Annotated in this window: 17 protein-coding genes and 1 pseudogene; 8 read left to right on the forward strand and 10 right to left on the reverse strand. The window is 63.9% G+C overall.

Going from position 1 to position 18,852, the window contains the following annotated elements:
* Together X738_RS57520 and X738_RS57525 are read right to left on the reverse strand one after the other, a co-directional pair.
* Entirely contained in the window at nt 1-1,197 is a 1,197-nt protein-coding gene (locus tag X738_RS57520; protein ID WP_031254896.1) for an acyltransferase family protein, read from the reverse strand.
* Between the two features lie 613 nt (nt 1,198-1,810).
* The gene (locus X738_RS57525) at nt 1,811-3,013 is read right to left on the reverse strand and encodes an MFS transporter (protein ID WP_023799158.1); all 1,203 of its coding nucleotides are present in this window, start codon (nt 3,011-3,013) and stop codon (nt 1,811-1,813) included.
* A 203-nt stretch (nt 3,014-3,216) separates the two neighbouring features.
* On the opposite strand from X738_RS57525, the gene X738_RS57530 reads away from it, so the two are divergent.
* Nucleotides 3,217-3,648 carry a VOC family protein gene (locus X738_RS57530; RefSeq protein WP_091599415.1) on the forward strand — a complete coding sequence of 144 codons (432 nt, stop codon included), beginning with the start codon at nt 3,217-3,219 and terminating at the stop codon, nt 3,646-3,648.
* A gap of 130 nt (nt 3,649-3,778) precedes the next feature.
* On the opposite strand, the gene X738_RS57535 is transcribed toward X738_RS57530, so the two are convergent.
* Nucleotides 3,779-4,672 carry a LysR family transcriptional regulator gene (locus X738_RS57535; RefSeq protein ID WP_023799160.1) on the reverse strand — a complete coding sequence of 298 codons (894 nt, stop codon included), beginning with the start codon at nt 4,670-4,672 and terminating at the stop codon, nt 3,779-3,781.
* Nucleotides 4,673-4,766: 94 nt separating this feature from the next.
* Between X738_RS57535 and X738_RS57540 the strand changes: the two are divergent.
* Nucleotides 4,767-5,518, forward strand: a pseudogene (locus X738_RS57540) (SDR family NAD(P)-dependent oxidoreductase).
* 8 nt (nt 5,519-5,526) lie between these two features.
* Here the strand turns inward: X738_RS57540 and X738_RS57545 are convergent.
* Entirely contained in the window at nt 5,527-5,988 is a 462-nt protein-coding gene (locus X738_RS57545) for an Lrp/AsnC family transcriptional regulator (protein WP_023799161.1), read from the reverse strand.
* A gap of 161 nt (nt 5,989-6,149) precedes the next feature.
* Here X738_RS57545 and X738_RS57550 point away from each other — a divergent pair, with 161 nt between their 5' ends.
* Nucleotides 6,150-7,157 carry an ornithine cyclodeaminase family protein gene (locus X738_RS57550; protein ID WP_031254898.1) on the forward strand — a complete coding sequence of 336 codons (1,008 nt, stop codon included), beginning with the start codon at nt 6,150-6,152 and terminating at the stop codon, nt 7,155-7,157.
* A gap of 81 nt (nt 7,158-7,238) precedes the next feature.
* Here the strand turns inward: X738_RS57550 and X738_RS57555 are convergent, their stop codons facing one another.
* Nucleotides 7,239-8,171 carry a dimethylarginine dimethylaminohydrolase family protein gene (locus X738_RS57555; RefSeq protein ID WP_023799163.1) on the reverse strand — a complete coding sequence of 311 codons (933 nt, stop codon included), beginning with the start codon at nt 8,169-8,171 and terminating at the stop codon, nt 7,239-7,241.
* Between the two features lie 23 nt (nt 8,172-8,194).
* Entirely contained in the window at nt 8,195-9,790 is a 1,596-nt protein-coding gene (locus X738_RS57560; RefSeq protein ID WP_031254900.1) for a peptidase M20, read from the reverse strand.
* Nucleotides 9,791-9,867: 77 nt separating this feature from the next.
* Between X738_RS57560 and X738_RS57565 the strand changes: the two genes are divergently transcribed.
* The 5 genes from X738_RS57565 (at nt 9,868) to X738_RS57585 (ending at nt 14,964) form a co-directional block, all read left to right on the forward strand.
* Nucleotides 9,868-10,752: a LysR substrate-binding domain-containing protein gene (locus X738_RS57565; protein WP_023799165.1), complete on the forward strand. Its 885-nt coding sequence runs from the start codon at nt 9,868-9,870 to the stop codon at nt 10,750-10,752.
* A gap of 253 nt (nt 10,753-11,005) precedes the next feature.
* Entirely contained in the window at nt 11,006-12,097 is a 1,092-nt protein-coding gene (locus X738_RS57570) for an ABC transporter ATP-binding protein (protein WP_023799166.1), read from the forward strand.
* A 90-nt stretch (nt 12,098-12,187) separates the two neighbouring features.
* Complete coding sequence (locus X738_RS57575) at nt 12,188-13,300, forward strand: ABC transporter substrate-binding protein (RefSeq protein WP_023799167.1); 1,113 nt, start codon at nt 12,188-12,190, stop codon at nt 13,298-13,300.
* Nucleotides 13,301-13,324: 24 nt separating this feature from the next.
* Nucleotides 13,325-14,158, forward strand: a complete 834-nt coding sequence (locus X738_RS57580) for an ABC transporter permease (RefSeq protein ID WP_023799168.1) — start codon at nt 13,325-13,327, stop codon at nt 14,156-14,158.
* Nucleotides 14,158-14,964, forward strand: a complete 807-nt coding sequence (locus X738_RS57585; RefSeq protein ID WP_023799169.1) for an ABC transporter permease — start codon at nt 14,158-14,160, stop codon at nt 14,962-14,964. Before X738_RS57580 ends, X738_RS57585 begins: the two co-directional genes overlap by 1 nt.
* Nucleotides 14,965-15,219: 255 nt before the next feature.
* On the opposite strand, the gene X738_RS57590 is transcribed toward X738_RS57585, so the two are convergent.
* From X738_RS57590 to X738_RS57605, 4 genes are all read right to left on the reverse strand, one after another.
* Nucleotides 15,220-16,284, reverse strand: coding sequence for a glycosyltransferase family 2 protein (locus tag X738_RS57590; RefSeq protein WP_023799170.1), 1,065 nt, complete (start codon nt 16,282-16,284; stop codon nt 15,220-15,222).
* 376 nt (nt 16,285-16,660) lie between these two features.
* Entirely contained in the window at nt 16,661-16,969 is a 309-nt protein-coding gene (locus X738_RS57595; protein WP_023799171.1) for a HigA family addiction module antitoxin, read from the reverse strand.
* A 25-nt stretch (nt 16,970-16,994) separates the two neighbouring features.
* Entirely contained in the window at nt 16,995-17,273 is a 279-nt protein-coding gene (locus tag X738_RS57600; RefSeq protein WP_023799172.1) for a type II toxin-antitoxin system RelE/ParE family toxin, read from the reverse strand.
* A gap of 190 nt (nt 17,274-17,463) precedes the next feature.
* Nucleotides 17,464-18,795 carry a dicarboxylate/amino acid:cation symporter gene (locus X738_RS57605; protein ID WP_023799173.1) on the reverse strand — a complete coding sequence of 444 codons (1,332 nt, stop codon included), beginning with the start codon at nt 18,793-18,795 and terminating at the stop codon, nt 17,464-17,466.
* Between the last annotated feature and the right edge of the window lie 57 nt (nt 18,796-18,852).

Here is an 18,852-nt window from a genome sequence, read left to right on the forward strand (position 1 = left end):
TCAACTCCGATCCGTTCGCGGGAGGTCGCGTGCCAGGGACGCTCTGCGGCCATCGAGCGGGCCGCTGAAATAAGCTCCTGTTGTCCTTCCAAGCCACCCGGCGTCATTCGATTTGACACCTGTCAGGATGACGGCGCCAGTTCCTGGAGCAACATAGGGGAAGTAGCGCTTGAGGCTGTTGAGCGGCTTTTCGAAAAGCAGCCATGAGACCGAAGCCACAATGATGGTCGCCGCTCCCGCAACCAGGAATCGCCCCGGCCCTTGCTCAGAGACGTTGAGCGGGATCCAGGGCTGGGACATGACCGCGAGCGACAGGACGATGGGATGGTAGAGATAAACCCCGTAGCTGATGCGGCCGAGCGCCAGCAGCGGTGGCAGGTTGAGAAACTTCCCCCGATAACCGTCAATGCCGGAGGAACAGCTCGCAACGACCACGACCAGCGGCGCGAGAGGCAGGACTTCCAAGAGCAGCCAGCGGCCCCATTCCTGCACGGAATTTGCCGGCGTCGGAGCAAACCACTGCAGGACGAAAAAGGCGGCCGCGAGCGCCGGCCAGCCAAATCGCAGCCACTGAGGCAAGACAGCGGTTCTGGTTCGGTAGACTGCAAGCAGCGCACCTGACGCCAGCGCGTCCATCGATGCTGGCGGAAGCAGGTCGCGCGCGAGGTCGGGACTTCCGGTGATCGGCCAATAAAAGCGATACGACAACGACAGCAGGATGACCCCGATACAGATCGACTGAAGACGCCGGAGCGGCGCCAGCAAGACGATCAATGGCCAGACGATATAGAACTGCTCCTCGATGCTCAGGCTCCAAAGATGGGCGAGCACCCAGGGCGTCCATTCGTTGCGCAGTGCGAACCAGAAATTCGACAGATAAAGCGCATGCCAGACCAGCGATCCCCTCGACTGCTCCAGGTCGACCAGCCAAACGAGAGCCAACACGGCAAAGTAGGGAGGGAATATACGCAGCGCCCGCCTGATGTAGAAGGATTTGAGTGCGGGCGCGGTTTCGAATTCAGCGGACGCGCGCGCGTCCAGAAGAAGCCGCGTGATCAGAAAGCCGCTCAGCACGAAGAACAATCGCACGCCGATGTGGCCCCAGAAGGAGGACCCTCCCGCCGCAAAGAAATGCGAATACATCACCATCGTCACGGCGATGGCCCTCAGCGCGTCCAATTGCGTGTCGCGTCTCATCAGCGGCTTCCGCCAGTTAGATGTCTCCGATGACATCGTTGCCGCGGGTCGCCGCAGCTCACTCTGCGGACAGCGGCGCCTGCGCAATGCGGCTGATCGTTTTCGCTCAAAGCGCTGCGTCTCGCGCGGGCTGCGGAGGTTCGGGCGGAGCGACCAAATGGCTCGGCGCCATCCGCCGCCAATGGGTCCACCAGATTGCAGATTGCCTCAACACCACGCTTCTCCAAGCCTCCAGGGAGAGTTGCCAAGGAGAGTCTTTTCACGCCATCGAATGCCCCGGGGCGACGATAGGAAAAAAATGCTGCGCCGCAACACAAAATGTTAACGTGGCTGAAATAATCGCGTGAGGCGCGGCTTGCGAAACGCGCGAGAACCGCCTGAATTTGCCTATTTTGGCAGTTTTGCGTCCGAATCCCGGACTTATCCACACGTCGTATTGGCGCGAGCGCGCTGCGCTGCAGCATGACCGATCGCTAATCAAGAAAGAAATCGGGCCCACAGACCTGACCTAACAGAGCGCAAAGCTCCTGTCGTTGCCGATGGGGTCTCGTGGTTGGGGGTCAAAAGCCGGCATAGTTCATGTCCACTTTCGACCCCCTGCGTCCTCTCTCCGCTACGCCGGTTGCAACTCCCTGCGCGGCAGCCGCGGGAAGGCGATCGCCACCGCCACCGCGCCGAGCCCGACAAGGGCCGAGCCGATGAACAGCCAGGAATAGCTGGCATAGGCATCGAACACCATGCCGCCGGCGAGCGGGCCGAAGGCCATGCCGATGCTGGACAGCATGGTGACGGCACCAAACACCGTGCCGAGGATGCGCTGGCCGAAATATTCGCGCGCCAGCACCGCATAGAGCGGCATCACGCCGCCATAGGTGGCGCCGAAGATGACGGCGAGCGTGTAGAATTGACCAAGCTCGCTGACCGCAAGATAGGCTGCGATGACCACGGACTGTATCGCCAGACCGGTAATCAGCACCGGCTTGACCCCCAGCCGGTCGGCAAGCACGCCGTATAGAAGCCTGCCGCCTAAGCCCGCCAGGCCCTCGATGCTGTAGATGCTGACCGCCGCCATCGGCGCTATGCCGCACAGCATGGCATAGCTGACCATGTGAAAGATCGGTCCGGAATGCGCCGCGCAGCAGGCAAAGAAGGTCAGTGCCAAAACGATGAATTGCGGCGAGCGCAGCGCCTGTGGAACCGACATGCCGGTATCGTTGGCGGCAATATCGGCGGCGGCGTCTTCAGCGGCAGGCTTGGGCGGCTGGCGCACCAGCAATGCGGCCGGCACCAGCAGCGCCCATGCCGCGACGCCGATGACGAACATGGCGGTGCGCCAGTCATAGGCCGTGATCAGCCATTGCGCGAAGGGCGAGATCGTCATCGGCGCCACGCCCATGCCCGCCGAGACCAGGGAAACGGCCAAGCTGCGATTGGTGTCGAACCAAGCGGCGGTCAGCGCGATCATCGGCGCGAAGAAGGCGCTTGCCGCGAGGCCGACGAGCACGCCATAGATGATCTGGAAGGCAAGCAGCGAGCCGGTGCGGCTGGCCAGCACCAGCGCCAGCCCGAGCAGCAACGCACCTGTCATCACCACGATGCGGGCGCCGTAGCGATCGTAAATGGCGCCCCAGGCGAAGCCGCCGAGGCCCATTACCAGGAAGTTCAGCGTCATAGCGCTCGATATGCCGGCGCGCGACCAATCTGTGTCGAGCGCCATCGGTTCGAGGAAGATCGCCAGCGAGAACATCGCCCCGAGGGCGACACAGGTCATCACAGCACCTGCCGCGACGATGACCCAACGATAGGAAAGGCTCATACTTTTCTCCCGAGATCGTTTGGACACGGCGCGACTTCTTTCAAGCTTCGTCACACCGCTTGCGTCCGAAGGACGATGACGACATTTCGAATCCTACAATCCGGTTGCATTTTTTATCCAGTCAGGAAATCGCGCCATTCAATTGCTCCATTGCATTGACCGTGCACCGTCCTGAGCTAGATTTCCAACCTGGCGATCAGGAGCTGTCAGGCATGGAACTTCATCGCGGCCGTCTCATCGACCACGTCCAGCTGGTGGTCAGGGATCTCAAGGCCAGCCGCCGCTTCTACGAGGCGGTTTTCAAGGTGCTCGATATTCCGATCGGCGGCAGCGCCGAGGATTATTTCTGGGCCGACGAGCTGTTCGTCTCCAGCATCGACAGCCGGGCGGCCAGCGGGCAACTGACGGGGCGCCACCACCTTGCCTTCCAGGCCAGTGACCGCGCGATGGTCGACGCCTTCTACAGAGCCGGCCTCGACGCCGGCGGCGCGGACAACGGCGCGCCGGGTGAGCGGCAGCACTACCATCCCGGCTACTATGCCGCCTTCCTGCTCGATCCCGACGGCAACAACATAGAGGCCGTCTTTCACGGGCCGGCCAACCGCAGCGCCGCTTCGGTGAAGATTACGTTCTAGCTCGCTGACAGGTATTCTCGTTACGTCGCGCCGCGCCAGCACTTGATATTCAACTTCAACGCAGCGACGCTCAAAGGCTACCGCATGGCCATCGACGAAGCGCCGCTGTCTTTGCCACAGAGCGCCCGCCCTATCGCGTCAGCGCCGCCATCTGGTTCGCCAGGAAGTCGGCGAACAGCCGGGCGCGGACCGGTAGCTGTCGCCCATACGCATGGACAATGTGCACCGGCATGGTCGGCATCGCCACCGCGGGCAGAATGCGGACCAGACGGCTGGCGTCGAGATCGTCCTGCACGGCAAACTGCATCAGATGCGCGATGCCGGCTCCGGCAAGCGCCGCTTGCCGGATGGCGCCGCCGTCGTCGGTATCGAGCCGCCCATTCGGCACGATTACCGTGCCGTCGACCAATGTGACGGGATAAGGTCGGCCGGCCATCTGGTAACGGACGAAGTCGTGGCTCTGCAAATCCTCGATCGAGGCCGGCCGGCCGCGCCGTTCGACGTAGGTCGGCGATGCCACCAGCACGATCGGCAGATTGGCGATCTTGCGCGCGATGAGCCCGGTGTCCGAGAGCGCCCCCATGCGCACCGCAACGTCATAGCCTTCGCGGATCAGGTCGGCGTGGCGGTCGGTGACGCTGAGCTCGAGCTTCACCTCGTCGTGTTGAGCCAGGAACGCTTGCGCCCATGCGGCGATCAGGCCGCGCCCAAGTTCGACGGATGCCGTGACGCGCAGCAGGCCGCGTGCCGTATCGGCCATCTGGACGGTGTCCTCGGCATCATCGAGCGCTCTCAGCAAAGGCGCGACTCGCTCGTAATAGGCGAGGCCTTCGCTGGTCAGTGCCAGCCGGCGCGTCGAGCGCTGGATCAGCCGCACGCCCAGGCGCCGCTCGAGCCGCGCCACGCTCTTCGACACCGCCGACGGGCTGGAGCCGACCAGCCGGCTGGCGGCATGGAACGAGCCGGCATCGACCGTGCGCACGAAGGCGACGAGACCGGCGGTCTTTTCGAGGATGGTGGTCATTCAAGAATTCCAGGCACGAAAGAACCGATCGAGGTAATCCTAATACGCTATCCGATCACCATTAAATACCGCTCATCATCGACAAAGGAGAGATTTGACGAGCAAGCTGAACGGTAAGGTCGCCATCGTCACCGGCGCCTTCAAGGGTATCGGCGCCGGCATCGCCAAGGGTCTTGCGGCGGCCGGTGCCGCGGTGGTCGTCAACTATGCATCGTCCCGGGAAGGTGCGGACCGCGTCGTTGCCGAGATCAAGGACGCAGGCGGCCGGGCCGTTGCTGTCCACGGCGACGTGTCGCAAGCGGCCGACGTGCGCCGCCTGTTCGAGGCCGCCAAATCGTCGTTCGGCGCGGTGGACATCCTGGTTAACAACGCCGGCGTCTTCGCATTCGAGCCGCTGGAAGCGGTGACTGAGGCCGAATTCCACCGTGAGTTCGACACCAATGTGCTGGGCACCATCCTGACATCCGGGAAGCGGTGAACCATTTCGGCGCCGGAGGCGGCAGCGTCATCAACATAAGCTCGGTCGCCAGCCTCAACCCGCAGCCGAACTCACTGGTCTACGCCGCCACCAAGGGGGCAGTGGATTCGATCACGCTCTCCATGTCGAGAGAACTGGGCGCCCGCAACATCCGCGTCAACGCCATCGCGCCCGGCGGCGTCGACACCGAAGGCCTGCAGCGGATCGGCATCGTCGGCAGCGAGTTCGAGAAGCAGGTCATCGCCATGACCCCGCTCGGCCGCTTCGGCCAGCCCGACGACATTGCCCGCATCGCGGTGTTCCTCGCCTCCGACGAGGCGTCCTGGCTGACCGGCGAACGCATTACCGCCTCGGGGGGCTGGCGGTAGGCATCTGATCACACCGGCAAGAGGGCGTTCGGCTTGACGTCGGCGATGGAGGCGAAAGTGTGCGTTTCGCGCACGCCGGGCAGAGGCAGGATGACCCGCTGCAGGAAATCCTGGAACACCGCCATATCAGCGATCCGCGCCTTGACCAGATAATCGAAACCGCCAACCACCATATGGCACTCCAGAACCTCCGGAGCTTTCGCCACGGCTTCGGCGAAGCGGTCAAAGACATGCGGCGCCGTGTGGTCAAGCCGGACCTCGATGAACACCAGCGTTCCCCGGCCGACCTTGCGCGGATCAAGCATGGCCCTGACCGCGATGATGAACCCGTCGCGGAAAAGGCGCTTCACCCGCTGGCTCGTTCCGGTCGGCGACAGCCCGATACGCCCGGCAAGATCAAGCGTCGTCCGGCGCCCGTCTTCCTGCAGCAGCCGGAGCAGGCTGCGGTCTATCTGGTCGAGGTCGTCCATTTTCACAATCCACTCTATCTCAGGGATTTGTGTGCTGATTTCACGCAGAGATGTCAAAATCAGCGTATTTCATCACATAAAACCTCGCAATAGCCTGCGCTTCCCTCACCCACTCAAAGCAAACGTGGTGAGCCGATTTCGACAAACAAAAGGAGTGCAAGATGACCAAGGAAGCGTTCAGCCCAGCCGGCAGGAGTGCGGCGGAAATCAGCAAGGGAGCGACCGAGATCCTGGTGCTGAGCGAAGTCGACGTGATGGCGTGCATCGATCTCAGCCAGCTTCTCGATGTTCTGGAAGACGGCTTCAAGGCGCTGTCACAAGGCAAGGTCGTCAATCCACCCCGACCACAGCTCAACATCCCAGGGGCCGGCTACAGCCTCGCCATGCCGGCCTGGATGGAGGGCATGAACCTGACCGTCAAGATCGTCAACGTCTTCGAAGGCAATTTGGCCAAGACCCTGCCCAGCCACCTCGCCACCATCAGCCTGTTCGATCCGCAGTCCGGCCTGCCGGTCTGCATCATGGACGGCACCTTCATAACCGCGGTGCGAACCTCCGGCTCCGCCGTGCTGTCGGTGCGCGCGCTCGCGCGCCAGGACGCCAGGATAGCGACAGTGGTCGGCGCCGGCGTGCAGGCCAACCAGCACCTGCATCTGTTGCCGCTGGTGCGCGACTTTGCCGAAATCCGGATCGCTTCGAAGAGCTTCGACGATGCGGCAGCGCTTGCCCGGCTGCATCCGTCGGTGGTGGCGGTCGCCGACCTCGAGGCGGCGGTGCGCAGTTCCGACGTGGTGTGCCTGGCGACGCATTCCTACGAGCCGGTGATCGACGCAGGCTGGGTCCAGCCCGGCACGCATGTCTCGTCGGTCGGGGTGGCGCCGCCCGGCGGTGAAATGCCGATCGAGCTCATCGGCAGATCCAGCCTTTATGTCGAGACCAGGGATGCGTTCAAACCGACCCCGGTCGGTTCCAGCGAGCTTGCCGGTTTCGACCCGGATTTCGGCACCGAGCTTGGCGCCATGCTGCTCGACCGCGCGCCGGGTCGCGTTTCGGATCAACAGATCACCACCTACAAGGCAATGGGCATTGCCATGGAAGATATGGTCGCCGCCGACCTCGCCTACCGTTGCGCCCGGCGTGTACGCAAGGGAAAGCTCGTCGTGCTGTAGGCGCGTGCCGCGAGCCAGGTTGGGATCGACGTTGCTGACAAGGGCGCTTTCGCAGAGGCAGCCGGGCTAAAGGCCGGCCCCTCAGGCCGGCACACGCTTCAGCGCCTGCGCCATGCAGTGAATACCGCCGCCGGTCTTCGATATCTCGCTCATGTCGATCGCCGCCACTTCGAAGCCGCGCGCCTTGAGCTGACCGATCAGCGTCTGGCTCGAGGTCGGCGCGATCACCCGGTCCTTGCCCAGCGACATGAAATTGCAGCCGAGCGCCATCGTGTCCTGGAACGGCACGTCGATGATCTCGTGGCCCATGCCCTTCAGCCAGTCGACGATGCCCGGCTCGGTGCAGGCGAGGCAGACGGCGGTCAGTTTCTCGGCGATCGGCACCACCATCAGATCGATATGGACATAATACTCGTCGATGAAGGCGATGCGGGTTTCCCAGCCCTCCTTGTCGAACCAGGCCTGGACCTGGCGCGCGCCCTCCTCCTGGGTGCGGGCGCCGCCACAGCCGATCAGCACCACGCCGTCCTCGATGACGTTGAAGTCGCCGCCCTCGAAAGTGCCCGCGGTGACCATGTCGTAGATCGGGATGCCGAGCTTCTCATAGGTGCGGATCGCCGCATAGTTCTCGCCGCGCCGCCACCATTGGGACATCGCGGTGATGATGGCGCCATACGGCGTCATGACGCTGGAATCGCGCGAATAGACCTGCATCGGCAGCTCCGGCGTCGGCTCGTGCCAGTGGATGTTGACGCCGAAATGCTCATAAGCGGCAACCAGGTCCTTGTGCTGCGCCTGCGCGATCTGGACGTTGCACGGCGCCTCACGCAGATGCTTGCGCGACAGCGAGCTGGTCGAGAGATGGCGCAGGAAATTCGGCGAACCGAGCAGCACGTCGGTCAGGACATCGGTCTCGTTGGCAAAGCCCCAGGCGGTCAATGGCTTGGTGCCGCCGGCAGGGTTGCGGCGCTGCAATGAAAACGGTTCTGCTACGATGCGGTCATGAACGGTCATGGCATTCTCCTGGCTTCGAGTGATCACGCGGCTTGCGGGTTGCTTGTTATCCACCAGTCCCGTCCGCGCGGGGTGGTGACATATTCCGGCCAGCGGAAATGGATCGGCGGTTCGTAGTCGCAAAGCGGCGCCAGCCAAGTGCTGCCACCAATGCCGCCGCCCGTGCGGGCGACGAATTCGTCCATCGCCGCATCGCGGGCCGCCTTGTCTTCCAGCAGGCGAAGGGCTGCCAACGCAATCGTTTTCGACGCGCAGGCAACCATCGGATCGATGGTGGCGGAAATGCCGCCCAGCGCATTCATCGCCCAGGACGGATACGCCTGGCCGTTTTGCGAACGCAGCGCCGGCCGGGCGACATAGAACCGCGCCGTCGGCGTCTGCCACGACATGTCGGTGTAATCGTCGGAGGTGGAATTGAGCTGCGACGGCGGCAAGTCGCGGCGCAGCAACGCCTCCGCCTCGTCAGGCGCAATCAGCTGCTCCAACTCGGCGATGAACGGCTCGCCGCTCGCCGCGCCGCCGGCATTGACCTGGATTTCGCGGGCAATCGCCTTGGCCGCCTCGTCCCAGCGCGGCGCCCTGACCGTCGACAGCGCGTTGTAGGCAATACCCGCCATGGCATGGTTGGCAAGCCCCGGCCGCGACTTCGACACCCAGTGCCGCTCATGGCGGCAGCCGCTCATCTTCGCGGCGGCCTCCGCGTTGCGGTCGAGCACGGCGGTGACCTGCTCGGCCATGGCAAGCGTCGGCACGCGGATCATGTACTGGATCTCGGCCAGACCCGCCGGCAGATTGTCAGCGGTCGCCTGCCCCGCGGTCAGGATCGCCTCGCTGATCGACCAGCCGCCCTGATGCGGCAGCATGGAATCACGCAGCGCCTTGGACGCCATGTACATCATGACAAGCGCGTCGTTGGCGCCGGGCGCCCGCACCGCCGAATGCGCCTGCGGAATCGGTGCACCATCGCTTGCGCGAACCCAATTTTCGGGTTCGTCGCAGACAAAGCGATAGATCATCGCATAGGCCGCGCCGCAATGCGTGTCCCAGCGCGCCGTGTTGCAGAGCGGCAGCATGTAAAAGGGATGGAAGGAGATCATGCCGGCGAGGCCATCGTAGTAGCCTTTTGCGGCATGGATCGGCTTCGACCCCCGCACCTTCTCCGCCGGCTCGCCGGTGAAGCGCAGCGTGCCCGATATGCCGTGGCGCTGCATCGCCGCCTTGGTCGCCAAAAGCCCGCCCATGCTGGCAACGCCGAGACCGGAATGCGGATCGGTGTGGCCGCCGGCCTCAGCGCCGAGCCCCGGGCGCGGTCGCTTGACGGTCGCCGCGTCCTGGCAATTGCCCGGCACCGCGTCATACTCGGCATACATGCCGATCGTCGGCCCAGCGCCGTTGGTCCAGTGGGCGCAAAAGGCGGTCGGCATCCCGCCGGAGCCTTCCTCGACCGAAAAGCCCTCGTGCTTCAGACGCTCGACATACCAGGCGGCCGACCGGTATTCGCGCCAGGCGGTCTCGCCGAAATCGAAGATCGTCCGCGTCCATGCCGACAGCAACGGCTGGATGTCGTCCAGACAGGCAAGCGCGGTTGCTTGGGCAGAGGTGATCACCGGTTCCTCCATGGGATGAGAAGAAAGCAGTGAAGCGCGTCGCCAAAAAGTGATATGTTTTCCCGGCTCATGCAAATTCGGTTCACCTCTTGAGAATTCCCTCGACTCAGGCGCTACGCGCCCTCGACAGTTTCGCCCGCCACGGCAGCGTCTGGCGCGCCGCCGACGAACTGCATCTGACCCGCAGCGCGGTCAGCCACCAATTGCGGCTACTCGAACGCGATCTCGGCTTCGACCTGCTCGAGCGCATCGGCAAGGGCGTGGCGCTGACGCCGCGCGGCCAGCGTTACGCCAGTGACGTGCGCAAGGCGCTGACGGTGCTCGGCGATGCGGTAACGCGCCATGCCGGCACCGGCGTCGGCGGCTCGTTCAGCGTCAGCTGCACGCCGGGCTTCGCCTCGCTGTTCCTGTGCACGCACATCGGCGAATTCCGGCAGATGTACCCCGATGTCGCGCTGCGCATCCTGACGCCGCGGCGGCTGGACGACGTCAGCAATGCCGACGCCGACGCCTTCATCGCCTTCGGCGTCGGCAACTGGCCGAACCGGGCGGTCGAGCTGTTGTGCGAGATCTCGTTCACGCCGCTGTGCAGCCCGACGCTGCTCAACAAGATCGGCGGGTTTTCCAGGCCGGCCGACGTGCTGCGCGCCAATCTCCTGCATCTCGGCGACACCGAGGACTGGGCGCGCTGGCTGGCGCTGTCGAAGGTCGAGAATCCCGACACCGAGGGCGGCATTTTCTTTTCCGACATGAACCTGGTCTTTTCGGCCGCCATCGCCGGCCAGGGCATCGCCATGGGCGACGAACTGACCAGCCGCCGGGCGCTGAGCGAAGGCCGGCTGGTGCGCCCCTTCGACATCGCAATCAGTTCGCCGCGGTCGTATTTTCTCGTTTCCGAGCATGCCAAGGCGGCGCATCCGGTGCTGGAGGCGTTCGGGAGGTGGCTGAGGTCGAAACTGTTGGAGATTAGCTAATCTCCCCCCTCGAGGGGGAGATGTCGCCGAAGGCGACAGAGGGGTCGCCGCGCGTGAAGCCCCAGCCTCCATCTGCAGCAGCAGGCCGAGCCCAGTCGGACCGACCCCTCTGGCCGCTTTGCGGCCATCTCCCCCTCAAGGGGGGAGATTGGCGCCATAGATGAATCAAATTTGCCGGTCAGGCGAAAACTATTCGGTTGCGGTGAGCCGCCGCCCTGCCTACGATTTCAATCAGCATTGAGGACAAGGCAGGATGCAGCAACCCGGCCGTGCCGCAGAGATCAAGGCAATCGGGATCGGCAAGAGCTTCGGCTCGTTCCGTGCGCTGGACGATCTGACGCTCGATATCGGCCGCGGTGAGTTCCTGACCCTGCTCGGGCCGTCGGGTTCGGGCAAGACCACCTTCCTGATGATCCTTGCCGGTTTCGTGCAGCCGACCGACGGCCGCCTTTACAGCGACGGCGTCGATACCACCGAGCGGCCGGCCGAGCAGCGCGCCGCCGGCATGGTGTTCCAAGGCTATGCCCTGTTCCCGCATATGAGCGTCGAGGCCAACATCGCCTTCCCGCTCAAAGTGCGCAAGAAGTCGGCGGCCGAGATCAAGCGTCGCGTCGGTGAGATGATCGAGCGCGTCGGGCTGAAGGGCCACGAGAAGAAATTGCCGTCGCAATTGTCCGGCGGCCAGCAGCAGCGCGTGGCGCTGGCCCGCGCACTGGTGTTCGAGCCGGGTGTGCTTTTGCTCGACGAGCCGTTCTCGGCGCTCGACAAGGGCTTGCGCGGCCAGATGCAGGCCGAGATGAAGCGGCTGCACCAGGAAACCGGCACCACCTTCGTCTTCGTCACCCATGATCAGAGCGAGGCGCTGGCACTGTCGTCGCGCGTCGCCATCTTCAACCACGGCAAGTTGCTGCAGGTCGGCGCGCCTGACGAGGTCTACGACCGGCCGGCCAACCGCTTCGTCGCCGAGTTCCTCGGCGAGATCAACATGCTGCCGCTGAAGGGCGTGCGCAACGCCGACAACGGCGCCACCGGCCTGTGCGAAGACCGCACCATCACCCTGCGCGGCAATGCAAGCGCCGTCGGCAGCAACGCCATCCTGGCGATCCGGCCCGAATACATGTCGATCGCCCCCGAAGCGACAGCCGGCGAGAACGGCATCGCCGCGACTGCGGTCGCCTCGACCTATCTCGGCGCTGCGACGCGGCTCGATCTCACGACGCGCCAGGGTGCCAAGGTGACGGTCTCGGTGCCGAACGAGGTCGCCGCTTCGGCACTCAGCAAGGGAAATTCCGTATGGCTGACATGGCCGGCGGAAAAAGGCTTCCTCCTTCCGGACGGAGGATGACGACCGGAGTGACGAGTGCAAAATTCTCACCGACTACCGGGATAAAAACAACGACAAAAAAGGGGAACTGACATGACAAACAATTCAGAGATGAGCGAAACCAGGAAACACTCCATCGAGACGCTGTCCGCCAGGGCGGTGCGCGGCGAGATCTCGCGCCGGCAGTTCACGCAGCTGGCCGCACTCGTGCTGGCCGGCACGCCGATGCTGCTGCGCTCGACCGGCGCCTTCGCGCAAGCCAAGGAACTGGTGCTGGTCAACTGGGGCGGCGACGCCATCACCGCCTATGACGCGGCCTATGGCCAGGCCTTCACCAAGGAGACCGGCATCACCGTCAAGATGGACGGCTCCGGTCCGACCGAGGGTGCGATCGCCGCACAGTTCAAGAGCGGCGCTCCGACCTGGGACCTCGTCGACGTCGATCCGTTCTCGGCGATTACGCTCGGCGCCCAGGGCATGCTCGAGCCGATCGACTATTCGATCGTCGACAAGAAGAAGATGCGCGAGGGCTTCGGCTGGGAGCACGCCGCCTCGACCTATTTCTTCTCCTATGTCATCGCCTATGATTCCGAAAAATTCGGCAGCCAGGCACCGACCGGCATGGCCGACTTTTTCGACGTGGCGAAATTCCCCGGCAAGCGCTCGCTCTACAAATGGGGCGTGTCGAGCTGGGAAGCGGCACTGCTCGCTGACGGCATTGCGCCGGCCTCGCTCTACCCGCTCGATCTCAAGCGTGCGCACGACAAGATCGCCGCCTTCAAGGAGAACGTCGTTGCCTACTGGGGCGGCGGCGCCGAAAGCCAGAGCGTGCTGCTCGACGGCGAGGCCTCGATGGCCATCGTCTGGTCGACCCGAGCCTCGCTGATCGAGCAGGATTCCGGCGGCAAGATCAAGTTCATCTGGGACCAGGGCCTGATCTCGCCCGGCGCGCTCGCCGTGCTCAAGGGCAATCCCGGCGGCAAGGACGCTGCGATGAAGTTCATCGCCAGCGCCCAGGATCCGGAGAAGCAGCTGATCATGTTCGACAAGCTCGGCCAGGGTCCGGCCAATCCGGCCACCGACGCGCTGATCCCCGCCGACAAGAAGCGCATCAACCCGGTCGACCCCGAAAACATGAAGAAGCAGATCCCGCTCGACATGGAGTGGTACGCCAAGAATTACGGGGCCGCACTCGACGAATACACGAAGATCATCTCCGCCTGATAGACCGGGATAACCGGAGCCGAGATGAAAGCATATCTCTCCGACAGGATGGGCGCGGCGCTGTTGATGGCGCCGCTGCTGCTGTTCCTTGGCGCCGCCTATGCCTGGCCATTCTTCGGCGTCGTCAATTGGAGCTTCACCCTGCCCGAGCCGGGGCTCGGGCAATATGGCACACTGCTTAGCGACCCGCTGGTGCAGTCGGTGTTTGTCCGCACGCTGCGCATCGCTGCGATCGTCACGATCGTTTCGGTTGCCGCCGCCTACGCCATCACCGTGGTGTGGGTGCGCGGCACGCCGGCGCAGCGGGTGATCGCCGAGTTCTGCATCCTGGTGCCGTTCTGGATCTCGGTGCTGACGCGCGCCTTCGGCTGGGTGGCGCTGCTTTCCAATCGCGGCCTGTTCAACACCTGGCTGCAAGCGATCGGCTTCATCTCGGAACCGCTGACGCTGGTGCGCAACGAATTCGGCGTCATCGTCGGCATGACGCATTTCCTCATTCCCTTCGCCGTGTTCCCGCTGGCGTCTTCGATGCGCAGCCTCGACGACCGCGTGCTGCTGGCGGCGCGCGGGCTCGGCTCCAGCCGCATGCGCACCTTCTGGTCGGTGTTCGTGCCGATGACCCGCTCCGGCATCATCGGCTCGGCGCTCATCGTCTTCGTGTTTTCGCTCGGCTTCTTCGTGACGCCGGCGATCCTTGGCGGCGGCCGCAGCGTGATGGTCGCCGAGCTGATCTATCTGCGCATCTTCCAGAGCCCGGATTGGGGGCTGGGGGCGGCGATCAGCGTCGTGCTGGTGCTGTTCGTCGGTACGCTGATGGCGCTGCTGTTCCGCTATGTCAGACCGAAGCAGCTGATCTGATGCCGACCTACCGCCCCGGCCCCGTCTCGCTGATCCTCGCTGCACTGGTGGCGCTGTTCCTGCTGTTGCCGCTGCTCGCCGTCATCCCGGTGTCGCTGACGCCGACCCGCATGCTGGCGATGCCGTCCGGCGAATTGTCGCTGCGCCACTACCGGGCGCTGATCGAGGATCCGCGCTGGATCAATTCGATCCTGCTCTCGATCAGGATCGGCGTCGTCAGCAGCGCCTTTTCCACCGTGCTGGCCCTGTGCTTCAGCCTCGGTGTGTGGATGTTCCAGCCGCGCTTCACCGCCGCGCTGGTCGGCTTCGTGCTGCTGCCGATGGTGGTGCCGCCGGTGGTCTCGGCGATCACGCTCTACTTCCTGCTGACCTCGATCTCCGGCGTCTCTTCGTTCTTCGGCTACGACACCTGGCTCGGTGTCGCCATGGCGCATGCGGTGATGACGGTGCCCTTCGCCACGGTGCTGATCCTGGTGTCGCTCAGCCAGCTCGACCGGCGCATCGACCTTGCCGCGCGCGGTCTCGGCGCCACCGTGTGGGAACGCGCCACCCGCATCATCATGCCCAACATCAAATTCGGCATCGTCACTGCCGCCCTGCTGTCCTTCGTGCTGTCCTGGGAAGAGATCGGCGTCACCCTGTTCATCACCTCGGTCAACGCGATCACGCTGCCCAGGCTGATGTGGATGGGCCTGCGCGACAACATCGACCCGGCGATCGCCGCCCTCTCGGTGATCCTGATCATCATCACGGTGCTGGTGCTGGCGGCGCGCAGTGCCGTGGTCAGGCTGCGCGCGGGGCAGTGAGGCGCGAAGCGGAAAACAGATCAAGTCAAAGGTGGGCAATCCTTCGCGCCCCCCTCTGTCCTACCGGACATCTCCCCCACTTGGGGAGAAATTGGCCGTCATCTCCGCTTTCGCCAATCACTACCGCCGAAGAAAGGAGCCGTCGCCGAAGCTGCCGATCTCCCCCCAAGTGGGGGAGATGGCCGGCAGGCCAGAGGGGGGCGCTGTCCCGCCAACTGTCGAGCGGATACGCGCTCCGCTTCGGGCGACGGTCTTCTACCCCATTGCGTGGCGAATGGTCTTGGACAGACGGCTCAGGAATGCCGGTCTAGACGATGCGTCGAGCTTCCACGACAGCACCGCCGTCGCCAGTTTCCGCGGCAGCACCCCGACCGACAGGAACCAGGCGGCAAGGACGGCGCGCCGGCGCAGCGACGCGGTCATTTCGAGGCTGGCGACGACGCCCGCCGCCCCAAGCGCCAGTCGGGAATCATTGGCCACGGGGTGCCGGCGCCTGTCCGCGCACAGCGACGCCAGCCGCTCTTCCAGGTGGACCGGATCGTGGCGGACAGCCTCCGACGGGACGATGGTCAGGCCGATCCCGGAGGCTTGGTCCGACAGCGCCTGCATGCGGCGGAAGTCGTGGGTTACCCGCCAGCGTGCCCGCTCGGCGAGCTTTTCACCGAACACCGAATGGTTGGCGCCGTGGATCCGGTAGGCGCCGACGCATTCGTCGATGGACTGGACGTGTCCGTACATGGGCGCCAGCGTTACAAGGTAGCCATCGGCGCCCTGGCGGAACTCCGCCTCCGGTATAGGCATGATCGATTCGAGGGTTGTGCGATCAAAGGCCAGCCCGCTGGTCACAGTCGTCTGATAGCGGCCCTTGTGCAGGAGTTTCGGCATGACGTCACCGCTGTCAAAGGGCAGTTCGGGCGGCGGAAAGACGTCCTTGATGCGTTGTCGTTCGTCGACGATATGCAGCCTTGACTGCACCTGGGCAGTTGCCGCATCCCAGGTGTCGACGATCCTGGAAACGGCGGTCGGATAAAGAAAATCGTCGGCGTCGAGGAACAGGACGATCTTGCCCGAGCTTGCCGCGAACCCGGTGTTGAACGCCGCCGCATGCCCGCCATTTTGCGCGCGCGGGCAGGCGAGGATCCTGTCCCCATACGATTTCATGATTGTCGTGGAATTGTCCTGCGAGGCATCATCGACGACGATGACTTCGACATCCGCGTAGTCCTGCTCGAGGGCGCTATCGATGCTGCGTTTGAGGAAACGCGCGTAATTGTAGTTCGGAATGATGATAGATACCGGAATCCTCGGGACAGACTGCATCGCATTTGACCTCGCATCTTGCTTTGGTTTCAGCAAACCCGCGCGCGGGCCTGGTTCCTCCTCAAGCGCGTCCCACGAATTCCTGGGAGAAGGCTCGTGCCTTTCGTCAGGACGGGTCACGTCTCTTGCTTTGCGACTTCATGCTGAGGCCGCCATTGCCTTCAAGAGCTGCCGCCGAGATCATGGTCGACGGCAGCAAGGGCTCCGACGGTTCGGCTCGGATGACACGACAACCGAGCCTGACGGAAAGGCTTGGGTCGCGATCAGGTCGGGACCGCAGCGGACAGGCACCTTGAAGGCATGGCGGATACTGGCCTTCAAATGCGGCTGGAGCAAGCCCCACGCCAAGACCAAAGGCTCACAAGCCTGTTACGTCTCAGGCGGCATGCAGCGTTGGAATGGCGCTGACATCCACTTCGCGCTCCGCGTGCCAGGCATCATACGCGGCCTGCATCCTGAGCCAGATCGCGGCGCCGTCGCCGAACATCTTCCCAAGGCGGGCGGCGACGGCCGGCGACACCGGCTTCTTCTCGCGGATGATGTCGTAAAGCTGCTGGCGCGAGATTCCGAGCAGATTGGCGATTTCCACCTTGGTCTTTCCGGTTGCCGGGATAATGTCGTCAAGCAGCGCTCCAGGGTGGGTTGGGCAGCGCTCCATCGGACGAATCGGCTCATACACGCTCATATCCAACTTCTCCAATCTGACCGCCTCAATGGTATTGTTCGAAATCGACGCGGGCGACATCAGTGCCGTCGAACTCGAATGTGATGCAACACGGCCCGTTGACATGCACCGTGTAGCGGGTCGGGCTGAAACCTTTCAAAGCGTGGAAGTCGAAGCCCGGCATGTTCATGTCTTCCGGCCTTTCCGCGACTTCCAGACGGTCAAGCCGGACAAGGATGCGCTTGTGCATCTTGGCGTCGATCTTTCCGGTTCCTCCGGTTTGAAAGAGGTCCGCCAGCGCCTTGTGTTTGAACGATTTGATCATGCAAAACGTAAGCACATTGCTTACGCAAGTCAACTGAGTGTAAGCAAATGATTTACGGGATGGTCTGCTATCAGCCGCTATTGCGCGGCAACGGGCAGGAGACGACCTGCGACCATCGGCTTACAAGGCCGGTGGTCTTTCCCGGAGCCGGCGAACCGGCTCCGGGCCGTATGGTGGCAGGCCTGAACAGTCACGCAGCCTGCAGCCCCGGTAGCGACAGATCGGCTTCCTCAGGCAAGTCGCCGGCCATCGCGGCAGCGAGCCTGGTCTGGTCGAGTTCCCCTTCCCAGCGCGCCACGACCACGGTCGCCACCGCATTGCCGATGAAGTTGGTCAGCGCCCGGCATTCCGACATGAAGCGGTCGACGCCGAGGATCAGCGCCATGCCGGCGACCGGCACTGCGGGCACGACCGAGAGCGTCGCGGCCAGCGTGATGAAGCCGGCGCCGGTGATGCCGGCGGCGCCCTTGGAGCTCAGCATGGCGACGGCGAGCAGCAGGATCTGGTCGCCGAGGGTGAGCGGCGTGTCGGTCGCCTGGGCGATGAACAGCGCGGCCAGCGTCATGTAGATGTTGGTGCCGTCGAGGTTGAAGGAATAGCCGGTTGGAACGACCAGCCCGACCACCGAGCGGTTGCAGCCGGCGCGCTCCATCTTGGCCATCAGGCCCGGCAGTGCCGCTTCCGAGGACGAGGTGCCGAGCACCAGCAGCAGCTCTTCCTTGACGTAGCGGATCAGCGCCAGGATCGAGAAGCCGTTGTAGCGGGCGACCGCGCCCAGCACCACCAGCACGAACAGCAGCGATGTCAGGTAGAATGTGCCGATCAGCATGGCGAGGTTGGCGATCGAGCCGATGCCGTATTTGCCGATGGTGAAGGCCATGGCGCCGAAAGCGCCGATCGGCGCGGCCTTCATCAGGATGGCGACGAGGCGGAAGATCGGCGTGGTCAATGCCTGCAGGAAATCGACGACCGGGCGGCCGCGATCGCCGACCGCCGCAAGAGCGAGCCCGAACAGCACCGAAAAGAACAGCACCTGCAGGATGTCGCCCTTTGCGAAAGCGCCGATGATCGTGTCGGGGATGATATTCATCAGGAAGCCGACGATGCTGGTGTCGTGCGCTTTTTCGGTGTAGGTCGCCACTTTTGTGGCATCGAGCGTGGCCGGATCGATATGCATGCCGGCGCCCGGCTGGACGACGTTCGAGACGACGAGGCCGACGACCAGCGCCAGCGTCGAGAATGCCAGGAAGTAGATCATCGCCTTGCCGGCGACGCGGCCCACCTTCTGCAGGTCGGAAACGCCGGCGATGCCGGTCGCCACCGTCAGGAAGATCACCGGCGCGATCACCATCTTCACCAGCTTGATGAAAGCGTCGCCGAACGGCTTCATCGCCTCACCGATTTCGGGATAGAAGTGGCCGAGCAGCACGCCGGCGGCGATCGCCGCCAGCACCTGCACATAGAGATGCCGGTAGAACGGAAGTTTGCCGCGCGGCGCGGCGGCAGCGAATGCTGTCTGCATGACGTCCTCCATTGTGCTCCGATCGAAAGCTCGACCTCCCGGAGCGTTTGCATTTGA

The organism is Mesorhizobium sp. L48C026A00, assembly GCF_000502375.1.
GTDB lineage: Bacteria > Pseudomonadota > Alphaproteobacteria > Rhizobiales > Rhizobiaceae > Mesorhizobium > Mesorhizobium muleiense.

What these genes read in the sequence shown, in the direction of transcription:
- X738_RS57595 (WP_023799171.1), bottom strand. Translation starts at nt 16,969, where the DNA reads ATGAGCGTGTATGAGCCGATTCGTCCGATGGAGCGCTGCCCAACCCAC.
- X738_RS57590 (WP_023799170.1), bottom strand. Translation starts at nt 16,284, where the DNA reads ATGCAGTCTGTCCCGAGGATTCCGGTATCTATCATCATTCCGAACTAC.
- X738_RS57535 (WP_023799160.1), bottom strand. Translation starts at nt 4,672, where the DNA reads ATGACCACCATCCTCGAAAAGACCGCCGGTCTCGTCGCCTTCGTGCGC.
- X738_RS57560 (WP_031254900.1), bottom strand. Translation starts at nt 9,790, where the DNA reads ATGGAGGAACCGGTGATCACCTCTGCCCAAGCAACCGCGCTTGCCTGT.
- X738_RS57545 (WP_023799161.1), bottom strand. Translation starts at nt 5,988, where the DNA reads ATGGACGACCTCGACCAGATAGACCGCAGCCTGCTCCGGCTGCTGCAG.
- X738_RS57580 (WP_023799168.1), top strand. Translation starts at nt 13,325, where the DNA reads ATGAAAGCATATCTCTCCGACAGGATGGGCGCGGCGCTGTTGATGGCG.
- X738_RS57600 (WP_023799172.1), bottom strand. Translation starts at nt 17,273, where the DNA reads ATGATCAAATCGTTCAAACACAAGGCGCTGGCGGACCTCTTTCAAACC.
- X738_RS57520 (WP_031254896.1), bottom strand. Translation starts at nt 1,197, where the DNA reads ATGAGACGCGACACGCAATTGGACGCGCTGAGGGCCATCGCCGTGACG.
- X738_RS57525 (WP_023799158.1), bottom strand. Translation starts at nt 3,013, where the DNA reads ATGAGCCTTTCCTATCGTTGGGTCATCGTCGCGGCAGGTGCTGTGATG.
- X738_RS57550 (WP_031254898.1), top strand. Translation starts at nt 6,150, where the DNA reads ATGACCAAGGAAGCGTTCAGCCCAGCCGGCAGGAGTGCGGCGGAAATC.
- X738_RS57555 (WP_023799163.1), bottom strand. Translation starts at nt 8,171, where the DNA reads ATGACCGTTCATGACCGCATCGTAGCAGAACCGTTTTCATTGCAGCGC.
- X738_RS57570 (WP_023799166.1), top strand. Translation starts at nt 11,006, where the DNA reads ATGCAGCAACCCGGCCGTGCCGCAGAGATCAAGGCAATCGGGATCGGC.
- X738_RS57605 (WP_023799173.1), bottom strand. Translation starts at nt 18,795, where the DNA reads ATGCAGACAGCATTCGCTGCCGCCGCGCCGCGCGGCAAACTTCCGTTC.
- X738_RS57585 (WP_023799169.1), top strand. Translation starts at nt 14,158, where the DNA reads ATGCCGACCTACCGCCCCGGCCCCGTCTCGCTGATCCTCGCTGCACTG.
- X738_RS57575 (WP_023799167.1), top strand. Translation starts at nt 12,188, where the DNA reads ATGAGCGAAACCAGGAAACACTCCATCGAGACGCTGTCCGCCAGGGCG.